18 protein-coding genes are annotated in these 21,846 nt (G+C 71.8%); 9 read left to right on the top strand and 9 right to left on the bottom strand.

Annotation, left to right across the window (positions count from 1 at the left end; all coding sequences use genetic code 11):
• The first annotated feature begins 217 nt into the window (after positions 1–217).
• The gene (locus ACZ4V1_RS23635) at positions 218–1,942 is read left to right on the top strand and encodes an ATP-binding cassette domain-containing protein (protein ID WP_468339260.1); all 1,725 of its coding nucleotides are present in this window, start codon (positions 218–220) and stop codon (positions 1,940–1,942) included.
• A complete protein-coding gene (locus ACZ4V1_RS23630; RefSeq protein ID WP_468339258.1) occupies positions 1,939–3,732 on the top strand; it encodes an ATP-binding cassette domain-containing protein in 1,794 nt (597 codons plus the stop codon). The genes ACZ4V1_RS23635 and ACZ4V1_RS23630 overlap by 4 nt, the downstream gene beginning before the upstream one ends.
• Before the next feature lie 47 nt (positions 3,733–3,779).
• Here the strand turns inward: ACZ4V1_RS23630 and ACZ4V1_RS23625 are convergent, their stop codons facing one another.
• Entirely contained in the window at positions 3,780–4,379 is a 600-nt protein-coding gene (locus tag ACZ4V1_RS23625; RefSeq protein ID WP_468339256.1) for a LuxR C-terminal-related transcriptional regulator, read from the bottom strand.
• A 1,105-nt stretch (positions 4,380–5,484) separates the two neighbouring features.
• On the opposite strand from ACZ4V1_RS23625, the gene ACZ4V1_RS23620 reads away from it, so the two are divergent.
• From ACZ4V1_RS23620 to ACZ4V1_RS23605, 4 genes are all read left to right on the top strand, one after another.
• Positions 5,485–5,688, top strand: a complete 204-nt coding sequence (locus ACZ4V1_RS23620; protein ID WP_003974279.1) for a cold-shock protein — start codon at positions 5,485–5,487, stop codon at positions 5,686–5,688.
• 228 nt (positions 5,689–5,916) lie between these two features.
• A complete protein-coding gene (locus tag ACZ4V1_RS23615; RefSeq protein WP_468339254.1) occupies positions 5,917–7,398 on the top strand; it encodes a DEAD/DEAH box helicase in 1,482 nt (493 codons plus the stop codon).
• Positions 7,399–7,441: 43 nt separating this feature from the next.
• On the top strand, positions 7,442–7,846 hold the full coding sequence (locus ACZ4V1_RS23610; protein ID WP_468339252.1) for a CBS domain-containing protein: 405 nt from the start codon (positions 7,442–7,444) through the stop codon (positions 7,844–7,846).
• A 50-nt stretch (positions 7,847–7,896) separates the two neighbouring features.
• On the top strand, positions 7,897–8,205 hold the full coding sequence (locus ACZ4V1_RS23605; protein ID WP_468339250.1) for an SCO5918 family protein: 309 nt from the start codon (positions 7,897–7,899) through the stop codon (positions 8,203–8,205).
• Positions 8,206–8,358: 153 nt separating this feature from the next.
• On the opposite strand, the gene ACZ4V1_RS23600 is transcribed toward ACZ4V1_RS23605, so the two are convergent.
• Positions 8,359–8,697, bottom strand: a complete 339-nt coding sequence (locus tag ACZ4V1_RS23600; RefSeq protein ID WP_468339248.1) for a MerR family transcriptional regulator — start codon at positions 8,695–8,697, stop codon at positions 8,359–8,361.
• Between the two features lie 687 nt (positions 8,698–9,384).
• Between ACZ4V1_RS23600 and ACZ4V1_RS23595 the strand changes: the two genes are divergently transcribed.
• Together ACZ4V1_RS23595 and ACZ4V1_RS23590 are read left to right on the top strand one after the other, a co-directional pair.
• Positions 9,385–11,430, top strand: a complete 2,046-nt coding sequence (locus tag ACZ4V1_RS23595) for a SpoIIE family protein phosphatase (RefSeq protein ID WP_468339246.1) — start codon at positions 9,385–9,387, stop codon at positions 11,428–11,430.
• A gap of 131 nt (positions 11,431–11,561) precedes the next feature.
• Positions 11,562–14,051, top strand: a complete 2,490-nt coding sequence (locus ACZ4V1_RS23590; protein ID WP_468339244.1) for an SCO7613 C-terminal domain-containing membrane protein — start codon at positions 11,562–11,564, stop codon at positions 14,049–14,051.
• A 109-nt stretch (positions 14,052–14,160) separates the two neighbouring features.
• On the opposite strand, the gene ACZ4V1_RS23585 is transcribed toward ACZ4V1_RS23590, so the two are convergent.
• The 5 genes from ACZ4V1_RS23585 to ACZ4V1_RS23565 form a co-directional block, all read right to left on the bottom strand.
• On the bottom strand, positions 14,161–15,879 hold the full coding sequence (locus ACZ4V1_RS23585) for an acyl-CoA dehydrogenase family protein (protein ID WP_468339242.1): 1,719 nt from the start codon (positions 15,877–15,879) through the stop codon (positions 14,161–14,163).
• Positions 15,880–16,013: 134 nt separating this feature from the next.
• Positions 16,014–16,577, bottom strand: a complete 564-nt coding sequence (locus ACZ4V1_RS23580; protein ID WP_468339240.1) for a PadR family transcriptional regulator — start codon at positions 16,575–16,577, stop codon at positions 16,014–16,016.
• Between the two features lie 112 nt (positions 16,578–16,689).
• Entirely contained in the window at positions 16,690–17,175 is a 486-nt protein-coding gene (locus tag ACZ4V1_RS23575; RefSeq protein WP_468339238.1) for a GNAT family N-acetyltransferase, read from the bottom strand.
• A complete protein-coding gene (locus tag ACZ4V1_RS23570) occupies positions 17,172–17,498 on the bottom strand; it encodes a hypothetical protein (protein WP_468339236.1) in 327 nt (108 codons plus the stop codon). The genes ACZ4V1_RS23575 and ACZ4V1_RS23570 overlap by 4 nt, the downstream gene beginning before the upstream one ends.
• A 180-nt stretch (positions 17,499–17,678) precedes the next feature.
• Positions 17,679–18,074, bottom strand: a complete 396-nt coding sequence (locus ACZ4V1_RS23565; RefSeq protein ID WP_468339276.1) for a RidA family protein — start codon at positions 18,072–18,074, stop codon at positions 17,679–17,681.
• Between the two features lie 136 nt (positions 18,075–18,210).
• Between ACZ4V1_RS23565 and ACZ4V1_RS23560 the strand changes: the two genes are divergently transcribed.
• Entirely contained in the window at positions 18,211–19,185 is a 975-nt protein-coding gene (locus ACZ4V1_RS23560) for a helix-turn-helix transcriptional regulator (protein WP_468339234.1), read from the top strand.
• On the opposite strand, the gene ACZ4V1_RS23555 is transcribed toward ACZ4V1_RS23560, so the two are convergent.
• Both ACZ4V1_RS23555 and ACZ4V1_RS23550 read right to left on the bottom strand, forming a co-directional pair.
• Positions 19,177–20,415 (bottom strand): FAD-dependent monooxygenase, encoded by a 1,239-nt coding sequence (locus ACZ4V1_RS23555; protein WP_468339232.1) that lies wholly within the window; start codon positions 20,413–20,415, stop codon positions 19,177–19,179. The genes ACZ4V1_RS23560 and ACZ4V1_RS23555 overlap by 9 nt on opposite strands.
• Positions 20,412–21,809, bottom strand: a complete 1,398-nt coding sequence (locus ACZ4V1_RS23550; RefSeq protein ID WP_468339230.1) for an MFS transporter — start codon at positions 21,807–21,809, stop codon at positions 20,412–20,414. The genes ACZ4V1_RS23555 and ACZ4V1_RS23550 overlap by 4 nt, the downstream gene beginning before the upstream one ends.
• Positions 21,810–21,846: the final 37 nt, after the last annotated feature.

The raw sequence follows: 21,846 nt of genomic DNA, 5'->3' as shown, positions 1-21,846 counted from the left end.
CCTCCCCCCCCCCCCCCCCCCCCCCCCCCCCCCCCCCCCCCCCCCCCCCCCCCCCCCCCCCCCCCCCCCCCCCCCCCCCCCCCCCCCCCCCCCCCGGTACCGTGCCACGCCGTCGCGGGCGGCGCCGACCAGGAGGAAGGGCAGACCGGTGGGAAGGACTCCGGTCCGGGGGCGGGCGCTTCCGGTGGGCGATCCACCCGGCCCCGATCCGGGGCGCGTGCCGGAACTTCTGGTACTGGGGTCCTCGGTGGCCGCGGCGGCCGCCTCGGTAGCCCAGCCATTCGTCCTCGGCCGCACACTCGACCTGCTGCTGGGCGGGGGCGACGCCGGTCTCTGGCTGGCGGCCGGCGTCGCACTGCTCGTCGGCGAGATCCTGCTCGACGGTCTGACCGCGTTCCTCACCGGCCGGTGCACCGCAGACTGGACCGCCGCCATCCGCTCCCGTGCGCTGCGGGGGCTTCTGCACGCCGTACCGGACACGGCCCGCGCGCACTCCTCCGGGGACGTCGCGACCCGGCTGACCCTCAACGCCTCGGACGCGGGCGCCGCTCCCGGGGCCAGGGCCGCGCTCGCGGCCTCGCTCATCACTCCGGCCGGCGCCCTCGTCGCGCTGGCCGTCGTCGACGTGTGGGTCGCCGCCTGCGTCCTCGTCGGTCTGCCGGCCCTCGCACTGGTTCTGCGGGCCTTCGCACGGGACACGGGGGTGTCGGTCGGGGCCTATCAGCGGGTCCAGTCGGACATCGCCTCCCGGCTGCTGGAGACCTTGGAGGGCGCGGAAACCGTCGCGGCCGCCGGGACCGCCGCCCGGGAACGCGACCGCGTACTCCGCCCGCTGGCCGAACTCGGCACTCTCGGTGAGCGCATGTGGCGTCTGCACGGGCGGGCGTTGGCCACCGGCGGGGTCCTCGTCCCGCTGCTGACCGTGGCCGCCACCGCCGTGGGCGGCATCCGGCTCGGCGCGGGCGCGCTCAGCACCGGTGAGCTGCTGGCGGTGTTCCGCTACGCGCAACTGGCCGCCGGAATCGGTGGTGCGGCCACGCTGGTGGGCGCGGTGGCCCGGGGCCGCTCGGCGCGGAAACGCACCAGGGAACTGGAGGAGCTGCCGGCCCTGCCCTACGGAACCCGGACCCTCTCCCCAGGAGGCCCGGGGACTCTCGAATTGCGCGGGGTACGGGTCTTCCGGGGCGGTACGGAAGTCCTGCGGGCGGACCGGGTGACGGTGCCGGGTGGCCGGACCGCCGCGGTCGTGGGCCGCAGCGGCGCCGGCAAGTCCGTCCTGGCCGCTGTGGCCGGCCGGCTGACCGACCCCGATCGGGGGCAGGTTCTCCTGGACGGAACGCCTCTCGGACTGCTGACCCGGCCGTGTCTGCGCGCCGAGGTCGGCTTCGCCTTCGCGCGCCCGGAACTGGGCGACCGCACGGTGGCGGAGGCGGTGGCCGCCGGTCCGCGCGCCGTGTCGCCCCACGAGGTCCGGTCGGCCGTGCGCCTCGCCGGTGCCGACTCCTTCGTCGACCGGTTGCCGCGGGCGTACGACACACCGCTCGCCGACGCGCCGCTGTCCGGCGGGGAGTACCAGCGCCTCGGGCTGGCACGGGCCTTCGCCCACGCGGGACGACTGCTGGTCATGGACGACGCGACCTCCAGCCTCGACACCGCCACGGAACACGCGGTGGAGCAGGCGCAGCGGCGCTCACCCTCGGCAGCCACCCGGCTGGTCGTGGCGCACCGCCCGTCGGTGGCGGCACGGGCCGATCTGGTGATCTGGCTGGAGCGAGGCAGGGTCCGGGCGGTCGACACCCATCGGCGACTGTGGCGGGATGCCGCTTACCGGGCGGTGTTCGGTACCCGGGAGGAGAGCGCCGGGGCGCCGGCCGGGGAGATCGGCGCTGACGGAGGCGGTCACGAGCGGGCCGGCCCGCGGCCTGGGGAGGTACGTTCATGACAGCCACCGCCGGACGGCGCGCGGTGAACCCCCGCGACGGAGCGGGGGCCGGGCGACGACTCGGGCCGCCCGCCCGTCGTTTCCTCGCCGAACGCAAGGGAGTCCTCGCGCGGCTGGGGGCATGGTCGGTGGCCGAGTCGGTCCAGACCTTCCTGGTGGGCTACGGCGTCGCCCAGGCCCTCGACCGGGGGTTCCTGGCCGGTGACACCCTGACGGGCCTCGGTTGGCTGGCGGTCTCGGCCTGCGCGGTGGTCCTGGGGGCGCCGGTGATCAGAGGGGTCTTCACCCAGCTGTCCGGGCTGACGGAACCGCTGCGCGACCGTCTCGTACGCCGGGCGGTGGACCAGTCCATGGCCCGCGCCCTGTCCCGGCCCGGCGCGGTGGACCGCGCGGCCGTCTCACGGCTCACCAACCAGGTGGAGATCGTGCGGGACAGCTTCGCCGGGCTCGTGCTGACCCTGCGCTCCTTCGTCTTCACCGCGGCCGGAGCTCTGATCGGGCTGTTCTCACTGCATCCGGCTCTCCTGCCGGTCGTCGTCCCGCCCCTCGCCGGGGGCCTGGCCCTGTTCCTGCTGACGCTGCGGCCGATGGCGGCGGCTCAGCGGCGGGCTCTCGCCGCGGACGAGGCTCTGGGCGACCACGCCGCGCGCGCTCGCAGGGCGCTGCGCGACATCACCGCCTGCGGTACGCAGCCGGACACGTCGCGGACCGGAGCACGGCTGGTCGCACACGCCGCGGACACGTCCCGTGCCCTCGCCCGCTGGGCCGCGGTACGCACCCTGGCCCTCGGGGTCGCGGCGCAGCTGCCCGTGCTGCTTCTGCTGGTCGCCGTGCCGTGGCTGCGCGCGCAAGGCGTCACGACCGGTGCCCTGTTGGGGGCGTTCGCCTACCTCGCCCAGGCGTTGCTGCCCGCGCTGCACACCCTCATGACCGCGCTCGGCGCCGCGGGAAGCCGGCTCTTCGTCGTCCTGGAGCGATTCACGGACCTGGAGGGGAATCCCGGCCTCGCGGGCGCGCCGCCGCCCGCACGGCAGCCGGACTTGCCCTCCCCGCCGCCTCCGGCTCGATCGGGGCCGGCCCCCGCGGTGCAGTTGCGCTCGGTGACCGTACGGTACGGCGCTCGGGCGGAGCCGGTCCTCGACGCGCTGGACCTGCGCGTGGAGGACGGCGAGCACGTGGCCGTCGTCGGTCCCAGCGGCATCGGCAAGTCGACCCTGACCCGCCTCGTCGCGGGCCTGTGCGCTCCGCAGAGCGGTGCCGTACGGGTGGCGGGCAGGTCGGTCACCGGCCGGTCCCCGGCGGAACTCGCCGCGCTGCGCGTACTGGTGCCCCAGCAGGCGTACGTGTTCACCGGAACGGTCCGGGACAACCTCGCCTATCTGCGGCCCGACGCCTCTGCGGCCGACATCGAGGCAACCGTCCTGGAGCTCGGTGCCGCACCCCTCGTCGAGCGGCTGGGCGGGCTCGACGCACGGTTGCGGCCGGACGCCCTGTCGCAGGGTGAGCGTCAACTGATCGTGCTGGCGCGCGCGCATCTGTCCACCGCCCGGCTGCTTCTGCTCGACGAGGCGACCTGCCATCTGGACGCGGCGTCCGAGGCACGCGCCGAGGAGGCGCTCGCCCGACGCCCCGGAACGCTGCTCGTCGTGGCCCACCGCATGTCCTCCGCGGTCCGGGCCGACCGGGTCCTGGTACTGGACGGCGTCCGGGCGGCCCACGGCACCCACCGGGAACTGCTCGGGACGTCGCCCCTCTACCGCGACCTGGTGGGGCACTGGGGCCGCGCCTGAGGACGCGCGGTGCGAGCGGGACCCGCACGGCGCGTCCTTCGCCCACGTCACAGCCAGCCGGAGTTCCGTACGATGCGGATCGCGTCCACGCGGTTGCGGGCCCCGACCTTCCGGACGGCGCTGGCCAGGTAGTTGCGCACGGTCCCCCGGGACAAGTGCAGGCCCACGGCGATCTCGGCGACGGAGGAGCCCAGTGAGGCTTCGAACAGGACGCCCAGTTCACGAGCCGTCAGCGGCATCTCCGATGCCCGCAGCAGTGCGACGGTGAGTCTCTCGTCGAGGAAGCGTTCCCCCTTGGCGACCGTGTGCACCGCGGCGATCAGCCGCTGTGCGGAGGCGTCCTTGTCCACGAACCCGAGCACTCCCGCGTCGAAGGCCCTGCGCAGCAGCCCCGCCCGCCCCGGCGCCGCGAGGACGACCAGCCGCGCCTCGCACAGGCTCCAGAAGGGCGCTCGGCCGACCTCGTCCGGAGATCCTTCCAGACAGTCCCCGTCGACCACGCACACGTCCATGGGCAAGTCGTCGCCGTCCGGCACGTCACCGCGCGACGGCATGGACGACACCTCGAGTCCGTCGGCGGACCGCAGCAGTTGCACCAGCGCCGACCGCAGCAGCGCAGCGTCGTGCACCACGAGAACGCGGACCATCTGACAACCCCCTGTCTTCACCGGTCGTCATCGCGGACGACCGGGCTCGTCCCCCAGTCCTCCAGCCGTCTGCCCCTGGCCCCCACCCCAGAAGCACGGGGTCCGGTCGCATCCGGGGCAGAGCGACATCAACACGCCGTTTTCTGCGGCTCGGCACGGGCCCGGAACTGGCGGGATCGGGCTGGAAGGCGTCTGTGACGCGCCGGGACTCCCCCGACGCGTCCGAGTGGAGAGTTCCCGCGTTGGCTGTTCATGTCGGGGACCGTGGTGCCGGGTGGCCGGCGGCAGGGCGGCGCCGTGGGACCGGGACCCGTTGTTACCGGAGCGTCACAGACTCAAAACAGGCGAAGTGAATGTGGCTCATATGTCCTGCCCGCTCCCGTCCTCCGGGACCGCGTGCGACGGGACCTCAGGTGCGCAGGCGGACCGGCTTCAGCGGCGACGGCGAGACAGGCGTGGTGGGCGCGGCCCTGCGGCCGACCGCCGATTGCGGGCGTCCGCCTGCCATCTGGCGGCGGTCAGCCGGCCTCGCCGGTGCCGCTCGGGTCCGGGCTGCGGCTCTGGGAGCGCCCGACGAACTCCTCGACCACTCCCCCTGGGCGTCGTGCCCAGCCCGAACGGCACCACGCACCACCTGTTCTGGCCCACTCCTCGGCACGGGAGGCTCGAAGCTGGGTTCGAAACCGCGCCGACCTGCAGGGGGGGAGCGAGTCTTCGCCCCCCTGCGACCGGCCTTCCGGGTGAGGCCCGACCGCGAAACCCGCGCGGTGCCGCCGGACGTGCCACTCGAGTGAGGAATGCACGGGCTACGGGTTCTCGGCACCATGTTATCTGCATCCGCGGGGCGAAGATTTTACGGAACGTGCAGGCAGTTTCCTTACAGCAATGACCAGAACAGAGTTATTCAACGTACCCAGACAGCCACAACGTGCTACTGTCGTTCTCAGTTGCAGTTGTGGTTCCCGAATTTCAAGCGCTTCCCAGTCGGCCTCCGTGCCGAGCGAAGCTCTTTTTGACACCGGTCTTATCCGGGCGGGGTGATCATCGCGGCGACACGGCGTCCGTGCAGTGCGGACGCCGACGCACTGCCCCGAAGGAGACAGACATGGCTACTGGCACCGTGAAGTGGTTCAACGCGGAAAAGGGATTCGGCTTCATCGAGCAGGACGGTGGCGGCGCCGATGTGTTCGCCCACTACTCGAACATCGCCGCCCAGGGCTTCCGCGAGCTGCTCGAAGGCCAGAAGGTGAACTTCGACATCGCGCAGGGCCAGAAGGGCCCGACGGCCGAGAACATCGTTCTCGCCTGACGCCGGCGCGCCGGCCGGCGCGCACTTCGTAGCTGGGGCCCGCATCCTTCGGGGTGCGGGCCCCAGCTGCATTCATTACCGCAGTGAATCCGACCTGCGGGACGACTCCACGGAATCCGCGGATCCACGTACACGGATTTCTGTTTCATTCGGCCTATTCTTGCAATTCTCCATGCGCACCTTGCTGCGGGAATTCCTTGATATAAGCCGCATCGAGGAAGGCTCCGCATGAACAACCACACCCGCACGAACGACCGCTTCTCCCGGACTCGGAACGGCAGCGCCGCCCCCGGGAAGACCGGCAGCCGATTCGGTTCCCCGGCCCCGAGGCGCTCCGACGGACGCAACCGCCGGCCTGCCGCGGTGCAGGGCGAGTTCGCCCTCCCGGAGACGGTCACCCCGGCACTGCCCGCCGCGGCGAGTTTCACCGAACTCGACATGCCCGCACAGCTGCTGGGCGCGCTCGGCTCGCAGGGCGTCACCGTGCCCTTCCCGATCCAGGCCGCGACCCTGCCGAACTCGCTCGCAGGCCGCGACGTCCTCGGCCGGGGACGCACCGGTTCCGGCAAGACCCTGGCCTTCGGGCTGGCTCTGCTGGCCCGTACGGCTGGGCGACGCGCCGAGGCCCGGCAGCCGCTGGGGCTGGTCCTCGTACCGACGCGTGAGCTGGCACAGCAGGTCACCGACGCGCTCACGCCGTACGCCCGGTCGGTGCAACTGCGCCTGGCCACGGTCGTGGGGGGAATGCCGATCGGCAGGCAGGCGAGCGCACTGCGCGGCGGCGTCGAGGTCGTCGTCGCCACCCCCGGGCGCCTCAAGGACCTCATCGAGCGCGGCGACTGCCGGCTGGACCGAGTCTGCGTCACCGTCCTCGACGAAGCGGACCAGATGGCCGACATGGGCTTCATGCCGCAGGTCACCGCACTGCTCGACCAGGTACGCCCCGACGGCCAGCGCATGCTGTTCTCCGCCACTCTCGACCGCAACGTCGACCTGCTGGTGCGCCGCTACCTGAGCGACCCCGTCGTGCACTCCGTCGATCCGTCGGCCGGCGCGGTCTCGACGATGGAGCACCACGTGCTGCACGTCCACGGCGCCGACAAGCACGCGGCCACCACCGAGATCGCCGCACGCGACGGCCGGGTGCTCATGTTCCTGGACACCAAGCACGCCGTCGACCGCCTCACCGAGCACCTCCTGAACAGCGGGGTACGGGCCGCCGCCCTGCACGGGGGCAAGTCGCAGCCGCAGCGCACCCGTACGCTGACGCAGTTCAAGAACGGGCACGTCAACGTGCTGGTGGCGACCAACGTCGCGGCACGCGGCATCCACGTCGACAATCTCGACCTGGTCGTCAACGTCGACCCGCCGACCGATCACAAGGACTACCTCCACCGCGGCGGCCGCACCGCCCGAGCCGGCGAGTCCGGCAGCGTCGTCACCCTGGTCACTCCCCACCAGCGCCGCGCCATGACCCGCCTCATGGCAACGGCCGGCATCGCCCCGCGGACCACCCAGGTCCGCGCCGGCGCTGAGGCCCTGCACCGCATCACCGGTGCCCAGGCCCCCTCCGGCGTCCCTGTCGTCGTCACGGCACCGGTGACCGAACGCCCCAAGAAGCGTGGTGCCACCTCACGCGGCCGGCGCCGTCCGGCTTCGGTGACCGGGCGCGCAGCCGCACGGCGCTCCGTCATCGCCGCGGCAGCCTAGAACGTCCCGATCGGAAAGCCGCCCATCTCTGCAGGAGGAACCTTTGACGCCGGTCCAGACGCATCCCCGTTCAACGACCACCTACCCCGTGCCCAGGACGGTTGCCGATGCCATGCAGGCGGCCGGTCCCCAGGTCTGGGACGACATGACCGTCGAGGTGGCGCTGTCCGTCATGGCCGCCGCACGCACGGGGCACCTCGTAGTCTGTGACGGGGACGGCCAGTACACCGACCTGGTCACCCGGGCCCGGCTCACCGCCGTGCGAGACAGTTCCGGATACACGGACCGGGTCCGCCTGCGCGACATCACCGTCAGTGACGGGCCCTTCACCTCGCCACTGACCACTGTGGCCGAAGCCGAGCACGCGATGCACCATCGGCGGCTCCGGGCCCTGCCGGTGGTCGACGAACACGGCAATGCCCTCGGCGTCCTCGCCCTCTCCCGCTGATCCGCCTCACCACGCCGGCTCCCCTCCCCCCCTACTTGTTGTGAGGCATCATGCGCTGTGTCATCGCCCGCTTTCCGTTCGAGCTCACCAAGGGTGGCGTGCTGGAGTCGATGAAGGGCGTCAAGCCCGAGCCGGTCACCGGCGACTCCGTGATCATCGGGCGCCGCCACTACCCCACCAAGCAGGTCGGCCAGGTCGTCACCCGCCAGGACCGCCGCGACTTCAGCGGCGACGAAGTCCTCAGGGCCATGGCCCGGCTCGGCTTCACGTGCCGCGTCCTCCCCAAGACCACAACCGCGCGGAACGTCGATCCGCTCCAGCGGGCTTCCGCGGCGCTCGGCGCCCCCTTGCCGGTCTGACCCACGGGAAGATCCAGACGACACCCCCCAAGACCCAGTCGCCCGCCGGTGGCACCGGTCCTTGCCGATGAAGGACGTCGCCACCCGCCCGGCGGGGTTACGCCTACGCAGGCCCTGTCGCTGTCGACCGGTGTCCCGCTTGAGCGGGCCAGGTCAGGCGTCGGCCTTGTCGGAGCGGTCGGCGGGACGTCGTCGCAGTTCCTCGTTGATGCGCCGGGCCTCTTCGAGTTGGTCTTCGAGGATGACGATGCGGCAGGCGGCTTCGACGGAGGTGCCCTGGTCGACCAGCTCGCGGGCGCGGGCGGCGACGCGCAGCTGGTAACGGGAGTAGCGGCGGTGACCGCCGTCGGAACGCAGGGGCGTGATCAGCCGGGCCTCGCCGATGGCCCGCAGGAAGGCGGGGGTCGTGCCGAGCATCTCGGCTGCTCGTCCCATGGTGTAGGCGGGGTAGTCGTCGTCGTCGATACGGTTGAGCGGATTGTCTGCGGTCACTGGCACCTCTGATCGGGGAACGCGTCGAGGGGCCTTGGTGCCGTACGGCACCAAGGCCCCGAGGGATTTGCAACACCATCTGCCGGCTTACTGCACTGCCAGCCTTCTGTTTCCGCGCCGTCCCTCGTCGAGGGGCGGGCGGTCAAGGGATCGCGGATGCGTGACCGTGGGACCACCTTCCGTTCCGGGGCCTGCGGTACCCGGGAGAACCCTTCTCGCCCGGGCGATCCTGATGGCGTCCGCCTCCTTCTCTCTTCCTTACTGATGCACCTCTTGGTACTGCTGGTACTGCGTACTGCCGGCGGCCCTGGTAAGCCGCCTGGCCCGGCAGCCAGCGGCGGGACCCTGGGAACCTCTGGCCCACGCCACTCCACCACCGTGCCGAACCACTGTCCTGCATGCGGGCAGTTCGTCTCTGCCGCGCCTCACTGACTTCCTGGCTACAGTAGGACCCTAACCCCATCGACAGCCGTATGTCTACATCAGCCACGACAGATTTCACTCCAAACGGGTGAACGGTTTTCTGTCTCGGTGACCGTCTGCTCACGGACGTCGGAGCGCCTCACCACCATGTGGGCCCCAAAGGTCACGGTCGGCATGGCACAGGTCGCGTACGTCGGGAGAATGGAGAGGGGGCGAGGGGGTCGGTGCCGACAGTGGGAAGAGGTTCGAGGTGATGGTGCTCGCGTGGCGGAGTCCGGGCCGGCCGAACACCTGGCAGGCGCGTGGCGCCGGGGGCTGGTGGTGAGTCCGGCGAGGTCGCTCGATCCGAAGCTGTTCGACGAGACAGTGGCGGCGGTCGCGTTGTTCGCGGGCCCCGAGCACCGCCTGGTCTACCAGAACGTGGCGTGTTGCAAGATGCTCGGGGCCCGGCCTCTCGGACTGCCGGCGCGGGAGGCCTTCCCCGAGCCGGACGCCGAGCAGTTCCGGAACGTGCTGGACGACGTGGTGGCCACTGGGCGGCCTCAGCGGCTCCCCGACTCACGTCGGCCCGACCCCGGCGCCTCGGACCAGGCCCGGTACTTCGTCTACTCCTGCACGCCCGTCACCACGCCCAACGGTCCCGGCGCCATGGTCGTCGCGCTCGACACCACGGCCGAGACCCTGGCACTCGAGCGCTACGAGGCGTTGGTGTCGGCGGTATCGCAAATGGTCTGGGTGCTGCGTGCGGACGGTTCCGCGGAAGAGATCGTCCCCGGCTGGCAGGCACTGACCGGAGCTCCCTGGCACGGGTGGATGGACGAGCACTGGGACGCCTACATCCATCCCCGTGACCGCGACGGACTCAAGCAGGCTTGGCGCTCTGCCGCCACCCGGTATCCGCCGGGCATCTTCGAGAGCACCTTCCGGGTCCGGGCCGCCGACGGCTCCTACCGTCACCTGTCCACGCGGTGCGTGCCCATCCTGCGTGACGGCCGCGCCGAGGAGTGGGTCGCCGCCACCGCCGATGTCGAGGACACCTGGGGTGCCGCGCTGCGTGAGCGCCTTCTCGCGCAGGTCGCGGAGGAGGCCGGCGGGAGTCTGGACGAGGCCTTCGCCGCACTGGTGAAGGTGATCGTGCCCGAACTCACCGACTCCTGTGTGATTCTGCTGTTGTCCCACGAGGAATGGCCACTGCCGGAGAACGCGGCCGTCACGGCCCGGCGGGTCGCGTCCGCTACTCGCCCAGGCCTGCCGGCCCGGCCCGCCCTGAGGGACCAGCGCGTCACCGTCACCGACACCGTGCGGAAGGTGCTGGAGAGCCGCACCCCACGCACCTTCCGTCTGCCGGCGGGCGGGCAGGTGCCATCCGGGCTCGTCCCCACGGTCACCGAACGGTGGCTGACCGCCGCGGACGCCACCAGTCTGACGCTCATCCCCCTGGTCGTCGACGACATCGTCCTCGGCTACGCCGCCGCCAGCACCAACGGGGACACCCCTGTCCCCGGGCCCGCCGACGTCGAGCTGCTGCACAGAGTCTTCCTTCTCGCACAGCGGCCCATCCACCGAGCCCTCGATCTCCAGCAGGCCCGTCGCACCGCCCTGCGCCTCCAGCGCGCCCACCTCACCCGCCCGCCGACCGTGCCCGGCGCGGCCCTGGCAGCCTGCTACCAGCCGGCCAGCTCCGCCAACGAGATCGGCGGCGACTGGTACGACGCCATCATCTATGCCGACGACACCCTCGTCCTCGACATCGGCGACGTCGCCGGCCACGACCTCACCGCGGCCACCACCATGGGACAGCTCCGCAGCATGCTCCGGGGCCTCGCCTGGAACAACGGCCCGGACTGCACGCCCGCGGCCGTCCTGACCATGCTGGAGGACGCCGCCGAGGGGCTGAACATCGCCTCCTTCACCACCGCCGTCCACACCCACCTGCGACGGCGTACCGACGGCACCTGGAGGATGACCTGGTCCAACGCCGGCCACCCGCCACCCCTCCTCCTCCCCGCCCGGGGAGACCCCCACTTCCTCACCGGCACCGACGAGGATCCTCCGTTGTGTGTCGCCGCCGGCATCTCCCGCACCACACACGCCCACACCATCGCCCCCGGCGACATCCTCCTGCACTACACCGACGGCCTCATCGAGACTCCTTCCGCGTCCCTCGACGACGGCCAGCAGCGCCTCTTGCGGGCTGCCACGTACCATCGGGCCGAGCCGCTCGCCGAACTGCTCCGTCGTCTGCAGAACCTCTCCGACGACCGCGACGACACCGCCATGATCGCCTTCCGTGCCGATCCGCCCAGCTGATCCCCGTCGAAGAACTGCGCGTCGCCGCCGCGCGACCGGACGCGAACCTCCGTCGACGCCGACGGGACATGAGTACGGACTGAGTACGCGCACTCATGTACGGCCAAGTGACCGGGACCACACTCTCAGGCATGACGACCCCCCTTCCTCCCCCGGCTGAGGAGCTGCGCTGGCTCGACGCCGAGCTGCGACAGCTCGACGCCCGCCGCATCGTCCTGATGCGACGCCGCGAGTGGCTGATTCACACGCTGCGTGCCACTTCCGCCCCGCAGCCCGCCCGGGGCGGAAGTGCCGTGCAGTGGGCGCGGCCCGGCGATCCCGGTGCCGTCGCTCACCGACCGGAGGCCACGGCGTCCGGCGTGCAGAACGTGCTGCTGGTCCTCGGAGGAGTCCTGCTGACCATCGCCGCGATCGCCTTCACACTGGTCAGCTGGGGCCACATGGGGAGCACCGGGCGGGCGCTGGTACTCGGCGCGGTGACCATCGCGGCGCTGGGCGCGCCCGGCGCGCTGCTGCGGCGAGGGCTGCGATCGACCGCCGAGGCAGCGGCCGGTCTGGGCATCGCCCTGACCGTGCTTGACGCCTATGCGCTGCACGAAGCGGCGTTCGCCGGCACGGGCGGCCTCGGGTACACGGCTGTCGCGTCGGCCGTCCTGGCCGGGGTGTGGACCGCGTACGGTGTGCTGACGGGCGCGAAAACCCCCCTGCCGCCGCCGACCTCGGGCTTCGCGGCGGAGCAGGGACGAGCACGCGAGGACGGGCGCCCGGCGCTGCGGCTCCCCCTTCCCCTCGCCGCGGCGACCGCGCACCTGCCGCTCCTCCTGTGGGCGCTCGCCGTCGACGCGGGCCCGCACACGCTCACGGCTGTTCTCCTGGTGACCGCCGCGGCCGGCACCGCTGTCACCCTTCGGACCGCACTCGGGCCGGTACGGATCGTCACCCTCGTCGGCGCGGTCGGTACGGGTGCCGGCGGTGTTCTGTCGGCCGGATGGCTCTGTTGGGACGCGGCCGACCCGGGGGCGGCCGCCCCGGCTGCGGCACTCCTGGTCCTCGCCGCGACCATCGCCCTGACCGCGGCCCGGTTCGCCCCGCCGGGCGTGGCCCCGGGCGCGGCCCTGGCCGCGGGTCTCTGCGTGGTCGCCGGGGCGGGCGGGGTGCTGCGCGCCTCGGTACCCGGCGAGTGGACGGTGCCCGGGTGCCTGGCCTTCGGGATCGCCCTGCTGGTGGCCGTCCGGACGCCGCTCCCCGAGCCCCTGCGTCAGGGCCTGGTCCGTGCGTCGCTGGTCGTCCAGGGGCTCGCGGTGCTGTGGACGGTGCCGCTGCTGGCCGGGACGCTTCTCGGTCCGGTGGCCCGTGCCGGGCGGCCTTGGTCCGGCGCTCCGGGCAACGTCCGGGACGCCGTCTTCTCGGACGTGCCCTGGCCTCCGTACGCGAGCACCGTGCCGCTGGTTCTCGCCGTCGTGGCCGGTGTGCTGTTCGCGGCCGAGCGCCGCGCGATCCGGCGACCGGCGACCGGGGTGGGGGCCCTCGTCCTGGGGTGGGCAGCGGTGTTCGTGCTCCCTGCCGTGCTCGACCTGCCCTATGGTGCGGGGCTGGTGGCCCAGGGCACCGTGGTCGTGGTCGCGCTGGGCTTCGCGGAGCGGGCCGGCCGCGACGCGGCCGGGGTGTCCCCCTCGGCCCTCACGGCCGTTCTGCTGGCCCTCGTCACCTCGGTCGACCTGGCCTTCCTCTCACTGGCCTCCGAGCCGGCGACGATCGTCGTGCTCCTGGTCCTGACGGCCCTCTTCGGCGCCGTGAGCATCCGCCCGGGGCTCGGCCCGTTCACGGCGCCCGCCGCCCTCGGGTACGCCACGGCTCTGGCCTGCGCTACCGGCGTGTCCGCCGGCTGGCAGCCGGCGCACACCGCGCTGCTGGTCCTCGTCGTGCCCGTCGTCGCGGCCCTGATCGCGGCGCGTTCGGCAGGCTCGCCCACCACCGTGCCGGTCGAGGGGACGGGCGCGGCCGCGGGGCTGCTCGCGCTCGCGCTCGCGGTGACGGATCCGCCGATGCTGGCCCTGGTGCTCTCGCTCGGCGGGGTCGTCGCGGCCGGGACCGCGCTGCGGCCGGATCGGCGGCGGGCGGGTCATGTGGCGGCCGCACTGTTCCTGCTGGCCGCCTGGACGCGTCTGACGGCCTGGGTGATCACCACGCCGGAGGCCTACACGCTGCCGGTGACCGTGCCCGCGCTGGTCGTCGGGTTCCTTCGCCGACGCGGCGACCCGGCGGTCGCCTCCTGGTCGGCGTACGGTGCCGGGCTGGCCGTCACGCTGCTGCCCAGCCTGCTCGTCGCGTGGGGCGATCCGCACTGGCTGCGGCCTCTCCTGCTCGGCACGGCGGCGCTGGCCGTGACGCTGATGGGCGCCCGCCACCGGCTCCAGGCGCCGCTGGTCCTCGGCGGGAGCGTGCTCGCACTGGTGGCGTTGCACGAACTCGAGCCGTACATCGCCCAGGTCGTCGGGGTGCTCCCCCGTTGGGTGCCTCCGGCGCTCGCCGGTGTGGTGCTCCTTTCCCTGGGCGCCACGTACGAGCAGCGGCTGCGCGACGCCCGGCGGCTACGGGGAGCGCTCGGGCGGCTCCACTAGAACGGCGTCTCTGTCCTGTTGCCGAGCCGCCCGGCCCGCGACGCCTCTCCGCCCGAGGACGGCGGCGCACCGGGCCGGGCGCGCCGCCGGAACCGGGGCCGGGTGCCGCCTACGGAGCCATCTCGTAGGCGCCCGAAAGCGCCTCGACACGCTCCCACACGCGAGCCGAGCGGGCCTCGTCCACGACCGGGCGGCGAATGGCACCGAGGGCCCAGCTCTGCTGCCGCTCCGTGGCGGAGTCCTTTCCGTGGAGGTCGACCGCGTGGCCGGAGAAGTCCCGGACGAGAACGGAGAACAGCTCGTCGAGCACGTCTCGATCGAGGTCGGTCAGCTCGGCCTGCTCGAGGATCAGCTGACCGTGCACCACGAGGGCGAACAACTGACCGACAGCGAGCAGAAGGTCCAGGTCGCGGCTCTGCCGCTCGTCGGGAGCCGCCGTGGTGACGAAGGCGCACAGAGCGTCGGCCTGCTCGCGGAACCGGGCCACGTTGGGCAGGTCCCCGTAGGCGTCGAAGGCGGCGCGCCAGTCGTGGAAGCGGATGGAGCCCAGCCCCCGGGCCGGGCCCTGCCGGAAGAGGAAGGCGTCGTCGGCCGCGTCGAGGCGAGTCGGCACCCGCGGGTGGTCGACCGGGTCGAGCAGGTGGTTGCGCATGAACTTCAGGATCAGCGCGAGGTTGACGTGCACCGTGCCCTCGAGCTTCGGCAGGCCCCGGATCTCGATCGCGGCCTGGGCGAAGTAGTTGTCCTTCTCGAAGCCCTTGGCCGCGATGACGTCCCACATCAGGTCGACGACCTTCTCGCCCTCGGTGGTGACCTTCATCTTGGTCATCGGGTTGAACAGCAGATAGCGGCGGTCGTCCGGGCCGGCGGAACGGAAGTAGTCGACGGCGCGGTCGCTGAACGACTTCATGCCGACGAGGCGTACGTACGCGTCGATCAGTTCCCGCCGAACGTGCGGGAACGCGGTGACGGGGCGGCCGTACAGGACGCGGTTGTGGGCGTGGGTGACGGCCTCGTACATGGCGTGCTCGCAGATGCCGATCGAGGCGGTGCAGAGGTTGAACTTGCCGACGTTGACGGTGTTCAGGGCGGCGTCGAAGGCGGCACGTCCGGTGTGCAGTACGTCCTCGGGGCCGACCGGGTAGTTCTCGAGCCGGAACTCGCTGACGTACTTGGAGGAGTCGACGACGTTCTTCACCAGGTGGTACGCGGGGTGGCGGCTGTCGGCGGCGAAGAAGACATAGCCGTCCGGTCCCTCGATGTCGGTGCGGCGGCCGAAGACCGAGACCAGCCCGGCGGCGTTGCCGTTGCCGATGTAGTACTTGGAGCCGGTCGCGCGGAATCCGCCCTTGCCGTCGGATTCCAGCAGCATGTCCGTGGCGTAGATGTCGGCGCCGTGACTCTTCTCGGACAGGCCGAACGCGAATACCTCGCCGTGGGAGAGGAGTTCGGCGGCTCGGGCACGTGCGGCGGCGTTGTCACTCTGCCAGACCGGACCGAGACCGAGGATGGTGACCTGCCAGGCGTACCAGTAGTCGAGGCCGTAGAACCCGAGGATCTCATTGAGGGCCGCGATACGGGCGGTGTCCCAGCGTTGGTCCGGACGGTCGCCGTCCGCTGCCGGCGTCAGGAAGGTGGCGAACAGGTCCTCCTTGGCGGCGAAGGCGAGGAAGTCCTCCAGCCATACGCGCGAGCGATAGTCCTCGATCAGCCTGCGCTTGCCACGCGCCTCGAACCAGTCGACCGTGGCGCGCAGCAGCCTGCGCGTCTCCGGGTCGAAGTGCGCCGGGTCGTACGTGCGCGGGTTGAACAGGAGCTGGTCAGCCATGAAGTGTGCCTTCCGGGGATCGGGTCGGACGGGGAGGAGCCGCGGAGAGGAGGGATCCGGAGTGAGCCGGGAGCCGGTCCGCAGGGAGATGAGTGGCGGGCGCGCGCGGCCGGTGCCGGACGGGCACCGTGTGGTCAGGTGGACCGTGCGGCGCGGAGCCTGTGGAGGGTGTCGAGGACGTCGTCGAGCCAGGCGATCGTCATCCGCTCGTACGCGATGCCTCCGCGCAGGACGACGTGCTGGAGTTCTTGGCCGGTGTCCAGCGGCCGCGGCGCCCCGGGGCCGGTGAAGTCACGCCGCTCTCCGGCGAGGTAGCGCCTGAGGCGGTCGTCGTGTTCCTTCCGATGGCGCTCGACCTCGGAGATCAGTGTCGCCGGGTCGTCGAACGCCGCGCCCCGGATCTTCACTGCCAGCTCGTGCCGGATGCTCTCCGGTTCGACCGGTTCGTGCAGCCATGCGGAGAGCGCCACGCGGCCGGGCGCCGCGACGGAGTACTCCTTCTTGTCCGGCCGACTCCGCTGCGGCACCTCGCGGACGTCCAGCAGACCGTCGCCCTCCATGCGCCGTAGGACGCGGTAGATCTGCTGGTGTGTCGCGGTCCAGAAGTATCCGATGGACCGTTCGAACCGGCGTGCCAGTTCGTAGCCCGAGCCCGGCTTCTCCAGCAGCGAGACGAGAATCGCGTGTTCGAGGGCCATGCCCCGACCCTCTATGCAACTTGGTGCATAGACAAGCCGCCGCATCCGGATGAGACGCGACTCACCCCGGGTCCAAGGCCAGGGCCTGACCGCACGTCGTCGTTGCGTCCGGTCAGGGCCATACGCCGTGCGGTCCCGGCACGTCGCGGCGGTAGACCTGGCGGGGGCCGCCCTCCGGGCCCGGCTCGGTGGCCTCGGCGGGGCGGAAACCCAGGCGCTCGCAGAAGGCACGGGCGCCGCTTGCCACAGCCCCGGGGTGATCGGACCCGAAGGTCACCACCTCCACGGTTCCCGGGCCCTCGACGAACCGCCGCACCGCCTGCGACATCAGTTCCCTGCCCGCGCCCTGGCCCCGCGCCCGCTGGTCCACCACCAGCCAGCGCACATGGTGGACCGGGGCGGCCATCCCGAACAGCAGGCCTCCGAGGATGTCGCCCGACTCGGAGAGGGCGACGAGGGCCATGGAGCGGCGTATGTGTTCTTCGACGGCGCGATGGAAACCCGGTTCGTCCACCATCGGGCCGAACCAGTGCTCCACCTGAGCGGCGAGGCCGATGATGCCGGGAACGTCACTCTCCCGTCCGAGTCTGATGATCACCCGTCCAGTGTGGCAGAAGGCCAACGGCCCTCGTCCGCGGCGCGTTTGACGCACGCGTCGTGAGCGGAGTGCATCAACCCGCCGATCGGGCGACAGCAGTTCGGACCAGTCCCCGGGGCTGCGACGAGGTCCGCGGCGTCGGCGCGCAGTTCCGGATGGTCCAGGTCGCCGCTGACGACCAGCGGGGGTGCGCGCCCGGCGATGGTGTCCGCCGTCGCGATGAAGTCGAGGCTGCCGTCCGCGAGCCACACCGCCAGGCCCGTGGCTCCGGCCGCGTTCCGCAGCGCCGCCGGGGCCCGCAGCCGGGGCTGCTCGGAAACCACCGGGAGTGGGAGGAGGCGCAGCCCGACGACGAGCGCGACCAGCGGCGGAAAAGCATGCCCGGCCGAACCGAACCCGGACCGAGCCGACCGACCCGCGACGGGGCCGCCTTCCGGACGGAGGCGGCCCCGTCGCGGACGGGCATGGCGCCGTCACTGCCCTGCGGACGCGGCGACGTCGCCTCACGCCACGGCGGTTCCCTCCAGCTCGACTATCAGGTCGGGGATCGCCAGCCGTGTCACCCCGAGCATCGTGGTGGTCGGTGCCACCCCGGCGGCACCCAACCGCGACGCCAGCACACCGTAGTGCTCGAAGAGCCGGTCGACGTCGGTGGTGTAGACGTTGAGCCGGGCGAGGTTCGCGAGGGACATGCCCGCCTTGCCGAGAACGGCCTCCAGGTTGTCGAGGGCCAGCGCCAACTGCGCTGCCATGTCACCGGCGTGCCGGGGTTTGCCGTCACCACTCATCGCGGTCTGACCGGAGCAGTACAGGGTCCGGGTGTCCCCGGAGACGATCTCGCCCTGGCTGTAACCCATCCCCACCGACCAAGTCCACGGGTTGACCGTCGACCGCTCCATCGTCACATCAGCTCCATTCGGTTCCTCGGCAGCACGTACGCACGTCGGCTCGGTGGCCACCGCCTTCGACGTCACGCTGCCAAGCCTCCCCGGAAAACACGACACCCTTCGTCATGCATTCCGTTAACGTTCTCGTATGCGTGCCGACCGGTTGATCTCGCTGGTCCTGCTGCTGCGCCGGCACGGCCGGCTGACCGCGGCCACGCTGGCCCGCGAGCTGGAGGTGTCCACCCGCACCGTGCTGCGCGACATCGAGGCGCTGTCCGCGGCCGGTATCCCGGTGTACTCCGAACGCGGCCGGCGCGGCGGTTTCGCGTTGCTGCCCGATTTCCAGACCGATCTCACCGGACTGAACCACGACGAGGCCCTGGCGCTCCTGGTGGCCGGATCGGGGCGCGGTGAGCAGGTGTTCGGCCTCGGCTCCGCGCTCGCCGCGGCCATGCGCAAGGTGGTTGACGCACTGCCCGAAGGCCATCGGGAAACCGCGAACGATGCCGCCCGGCGATTGCTCGTCGACCCGGAGACGGACCTGCTTTCACACCGCCTGGTCACCGACGAGTTGCCCGACACCACGATGATCGAGGTCCGGCGCGCGGTGCTCGCCGGCCACAGGCTGCGCATCCATTACGCGGCCAAGGACCAGACACCGCGGTGGCGCACCGTGGACCCGATCGGCCTGGTGACGGTGCGCGACCGGGGTTACCTGCTGGCCACGCGATCCGGCGCGGACCGCACCTACCGTTTGTCGCGGGTGCTGGCCGCCGAGGCACTCCCCGAACCGGCCCAGCGGCCAAACCGGGTCGACCTGGAGCGGATCTGGCGGGAGCGCTGCGCTCAGTTCCTGTCCGACGGCGACCAAGTCACCGTGCGGGTACGGGTGAACCCTGCGCGGCGGGAGGATCTGGTGGGTACCGCACTGGCCGTCCGGGCCGAGGAACCCGACGCGGACGGCCGGCTGCGGCTGGAGGTGACCTTCCAGGACGCACGGCACGCCGAATGGGCGCTGTGGCAGCTCACCACGGACGCGGAAGCGCTCTCCCCGCAGTGGTTGCGCACCTCCCTGCACAGTCGCGCCGCCGCGGTCGCCTCTTGCTACGGAGTGTCATCCTGAGCGTTGAGAACGGCGAGACAGGGGCACGAAGTCGGGCAGGGTGAGGGCCGAATGCGCCGGTCGTCCCTTCTGGGAGGGCAGGTCGCTGAGAGCGCGCAGCCTGTCGTTGCGCTGCTTCAGGGCCTGGGCGGTGGTCGGGAAGAGTGCGGCACCGCCCTCGCCGGCCTGTTCCTGGTTCAAGGTCACGAACTCTCGGGTGTCGTGTTCGTAGGCTGCGAAGCCCGCGGTGTGGCCGCGGTCGGCCAGGGAGCCGGCGAGCATGTAGGCGCCGACTAGGGCGAGGCTGGATCCCTGTCCGGTCAGGAACGAGGGTGCGTACGCGGCGTCGCCCACCAGCGCGCCCCTGCCACTGGACCAGCGGGGCATGCGGATCTGGCCGACCCCGTCGAAGAACAGGTCGTCCGCGTCGCGCATGGCGGCCAGCATGCCGGGGACCTCCCATCCCGCGTCGGCGAAGACGTCGGCGACCAGGGCACGTTGGGCCGCGGGGTCCCGGAACGCGTCGAAGGGCGGCTCCGGCTGTGCGAAGTTCAGGAAGGCGTGCACCTCGTCGTCGTCCCCCACGGCGTAGAGGGCCGCGGCCCTGCCCGGGGTGTTCCACATCACGGTCTCGTGGGAGAGCCCGAAGGTGTTGCGCATGGTGAACACGGCGAAGCAGTAGCCGAGGTGCCGGTGGAACCGCTCTTCGGGGCCGAACAGCATCTCCCGGGTACGCGAGTGCATGCCGTCCGCACCGATCACCATGTCGAACGTACGATCGCCGCCGCCTCGGAAGGTGACGTCGACCCCGTGGCCGGACTGGTCGAAGGTGTCGACGGAGTCGTCGAACACGAACTCCACGTCGTCACGGACCGCCGTGTGGAGCGCGTCGGCCAGATCCCCGCGCCGCACCTCCAGGTCCCGTCCGGCACCACCGGTGACGGCATGCGGGTGGAGCGATGCCACTTCGCCGCCGTCGCCGTCGAGGAAGGTCAGCCGGCGCAGGTCGACGTGCGCGTCCCGCAGTTGCGGCAGGATGCCCATCCTTCGGACGACCTCCAGAGCGGTGCCCCGCACGTCGACGGGGTAGCCGCCGCTGCGAGGCGTGCCCGCCTTCTCCACCACCGTGACCGCGTAGCCGCAGCGGTTCAGCCAGAACGCGAGGGCGGACCCCGCGATGCCGGCCCCGGATATCAGTATTGTGCGCCTCGGCGCGGTGTGAACGTCCGTCAGCCGATCGGTGAGGGTCATGCCTTGACTCCTTTGCTCATGGTGCGGGCGACAAGCAGGGACAGCACCGTGACGGTGCCGGCGACGAGGAAGCCGGTGACGAAGGCCGATTCGGCCGGGACGTCCGACCCGGAGGGGGTTGCGGCGGTGAGGAGCGCTCCGCCGAGCTGCGCGCCCACGGCGTAGCCGATCACCCGGGTCACCAGGACCAGGCTGGTGGCGATGCCGGTGTCGCCTTCGTCGACCGAGGTGGCGATGCCGGTCACCATCGCCGTCACGCACAGGCCGTTGGCCAGTGCGATCAGCGCCTTGCCGACGACGAGGTGCCAGACCTCGGTGTGTGCGGCCGACAGGGCGATCAGCGCGACGGCCATGAGGACGACACCGGTGGTGACCACGGCACGCGAGCCGAAACGCCGCTCACCGATCCCTCCGACCGGCCCGGCCAGCGACGCGGCCACGGCGCCGGGCAGGAGGAAGAACCCGATCTCGGTGGCGCTGGCCCCGAAACCGTACCCGTCGCCGGACACGTCGAACAGCTGCGGAACGAGATAGGCCGCCATCGAGGTTCCGACGCATATGACGAACGTCAGCACGCACGACTTCCACATGGCGGGCCGTGCCAGCATGCGCGGATCGATCATCGGCGAGGCCGCACGCCGCTCGACGGAGATCCATCCGGTCACGAAGGCGGCCAGAACCACGATGAGGGCGCCGAGGACGAGCGGCCGCGCCCCGATGTCGGGCGCCAGCGCGAGCACGAGCATGAGCGTGAACAGCGTTCCGCTCAGAAGAACCAGGCCGGGCCAGTCGAGACCGGCATCGTCGGAACGGCCGGGCGGATCGTTCGGCATCAGCCTGTGCACGAGCAGGGTGGCCCCGATGACCGCGATCGTCGGCAGTGCGAACATCCAGTGCCGGGAGAGCCCTTCCGCCACCGGCCCGGCCGACAGCGTTCCGGCCATCCCGCCTCCCACGAACAGTCCGCTGACCGTCCCGATGGCCACCTTCGACTCGCCCGCGGGGAGGTGTTTGCGCACCACGATGAACGACAGGGGCAGTGCGCCGACCATCGCCCCCTGCAGTACCTGACCGAGCAGCAGCACCGGCAGGTTCGGTGCCAGGGCGGACACCAGACCACCGGCCGAGACCACCGCCATCAGCCGGATCAGGACCCGTTTCCCGCCGTGGCGGTCACCCAGCTTGCCCGCGAGCGGTGTGACGAGCGCGCCGGTGATGAGCAGCACGATGCTCAGTAACGCCCCTTCGGCCGGACTCATGTCCAGCTCGCGTTGCAGGAGCGGGAGCGTCGGCGACACCACCGACTCCAGGGCGCCGGTGGACACCGCCAGCATCCCGAGGGCTCCGACAGCGGCCTTCCCGACGGGCACCGGGGGCGCCAGGGTTGTGGTCATAGAGGTTCCTTCCTTGCCGGGCGAAGCAACAGGGCGG

It is taken from the genome of Streptomyces sp. NPDC028991, from assembly GCF_055564775.1.
Note: the sequence above shows the minus strand (reverse complement) of the source record. Positions and strands in the feature narration are given on the sequence as shown.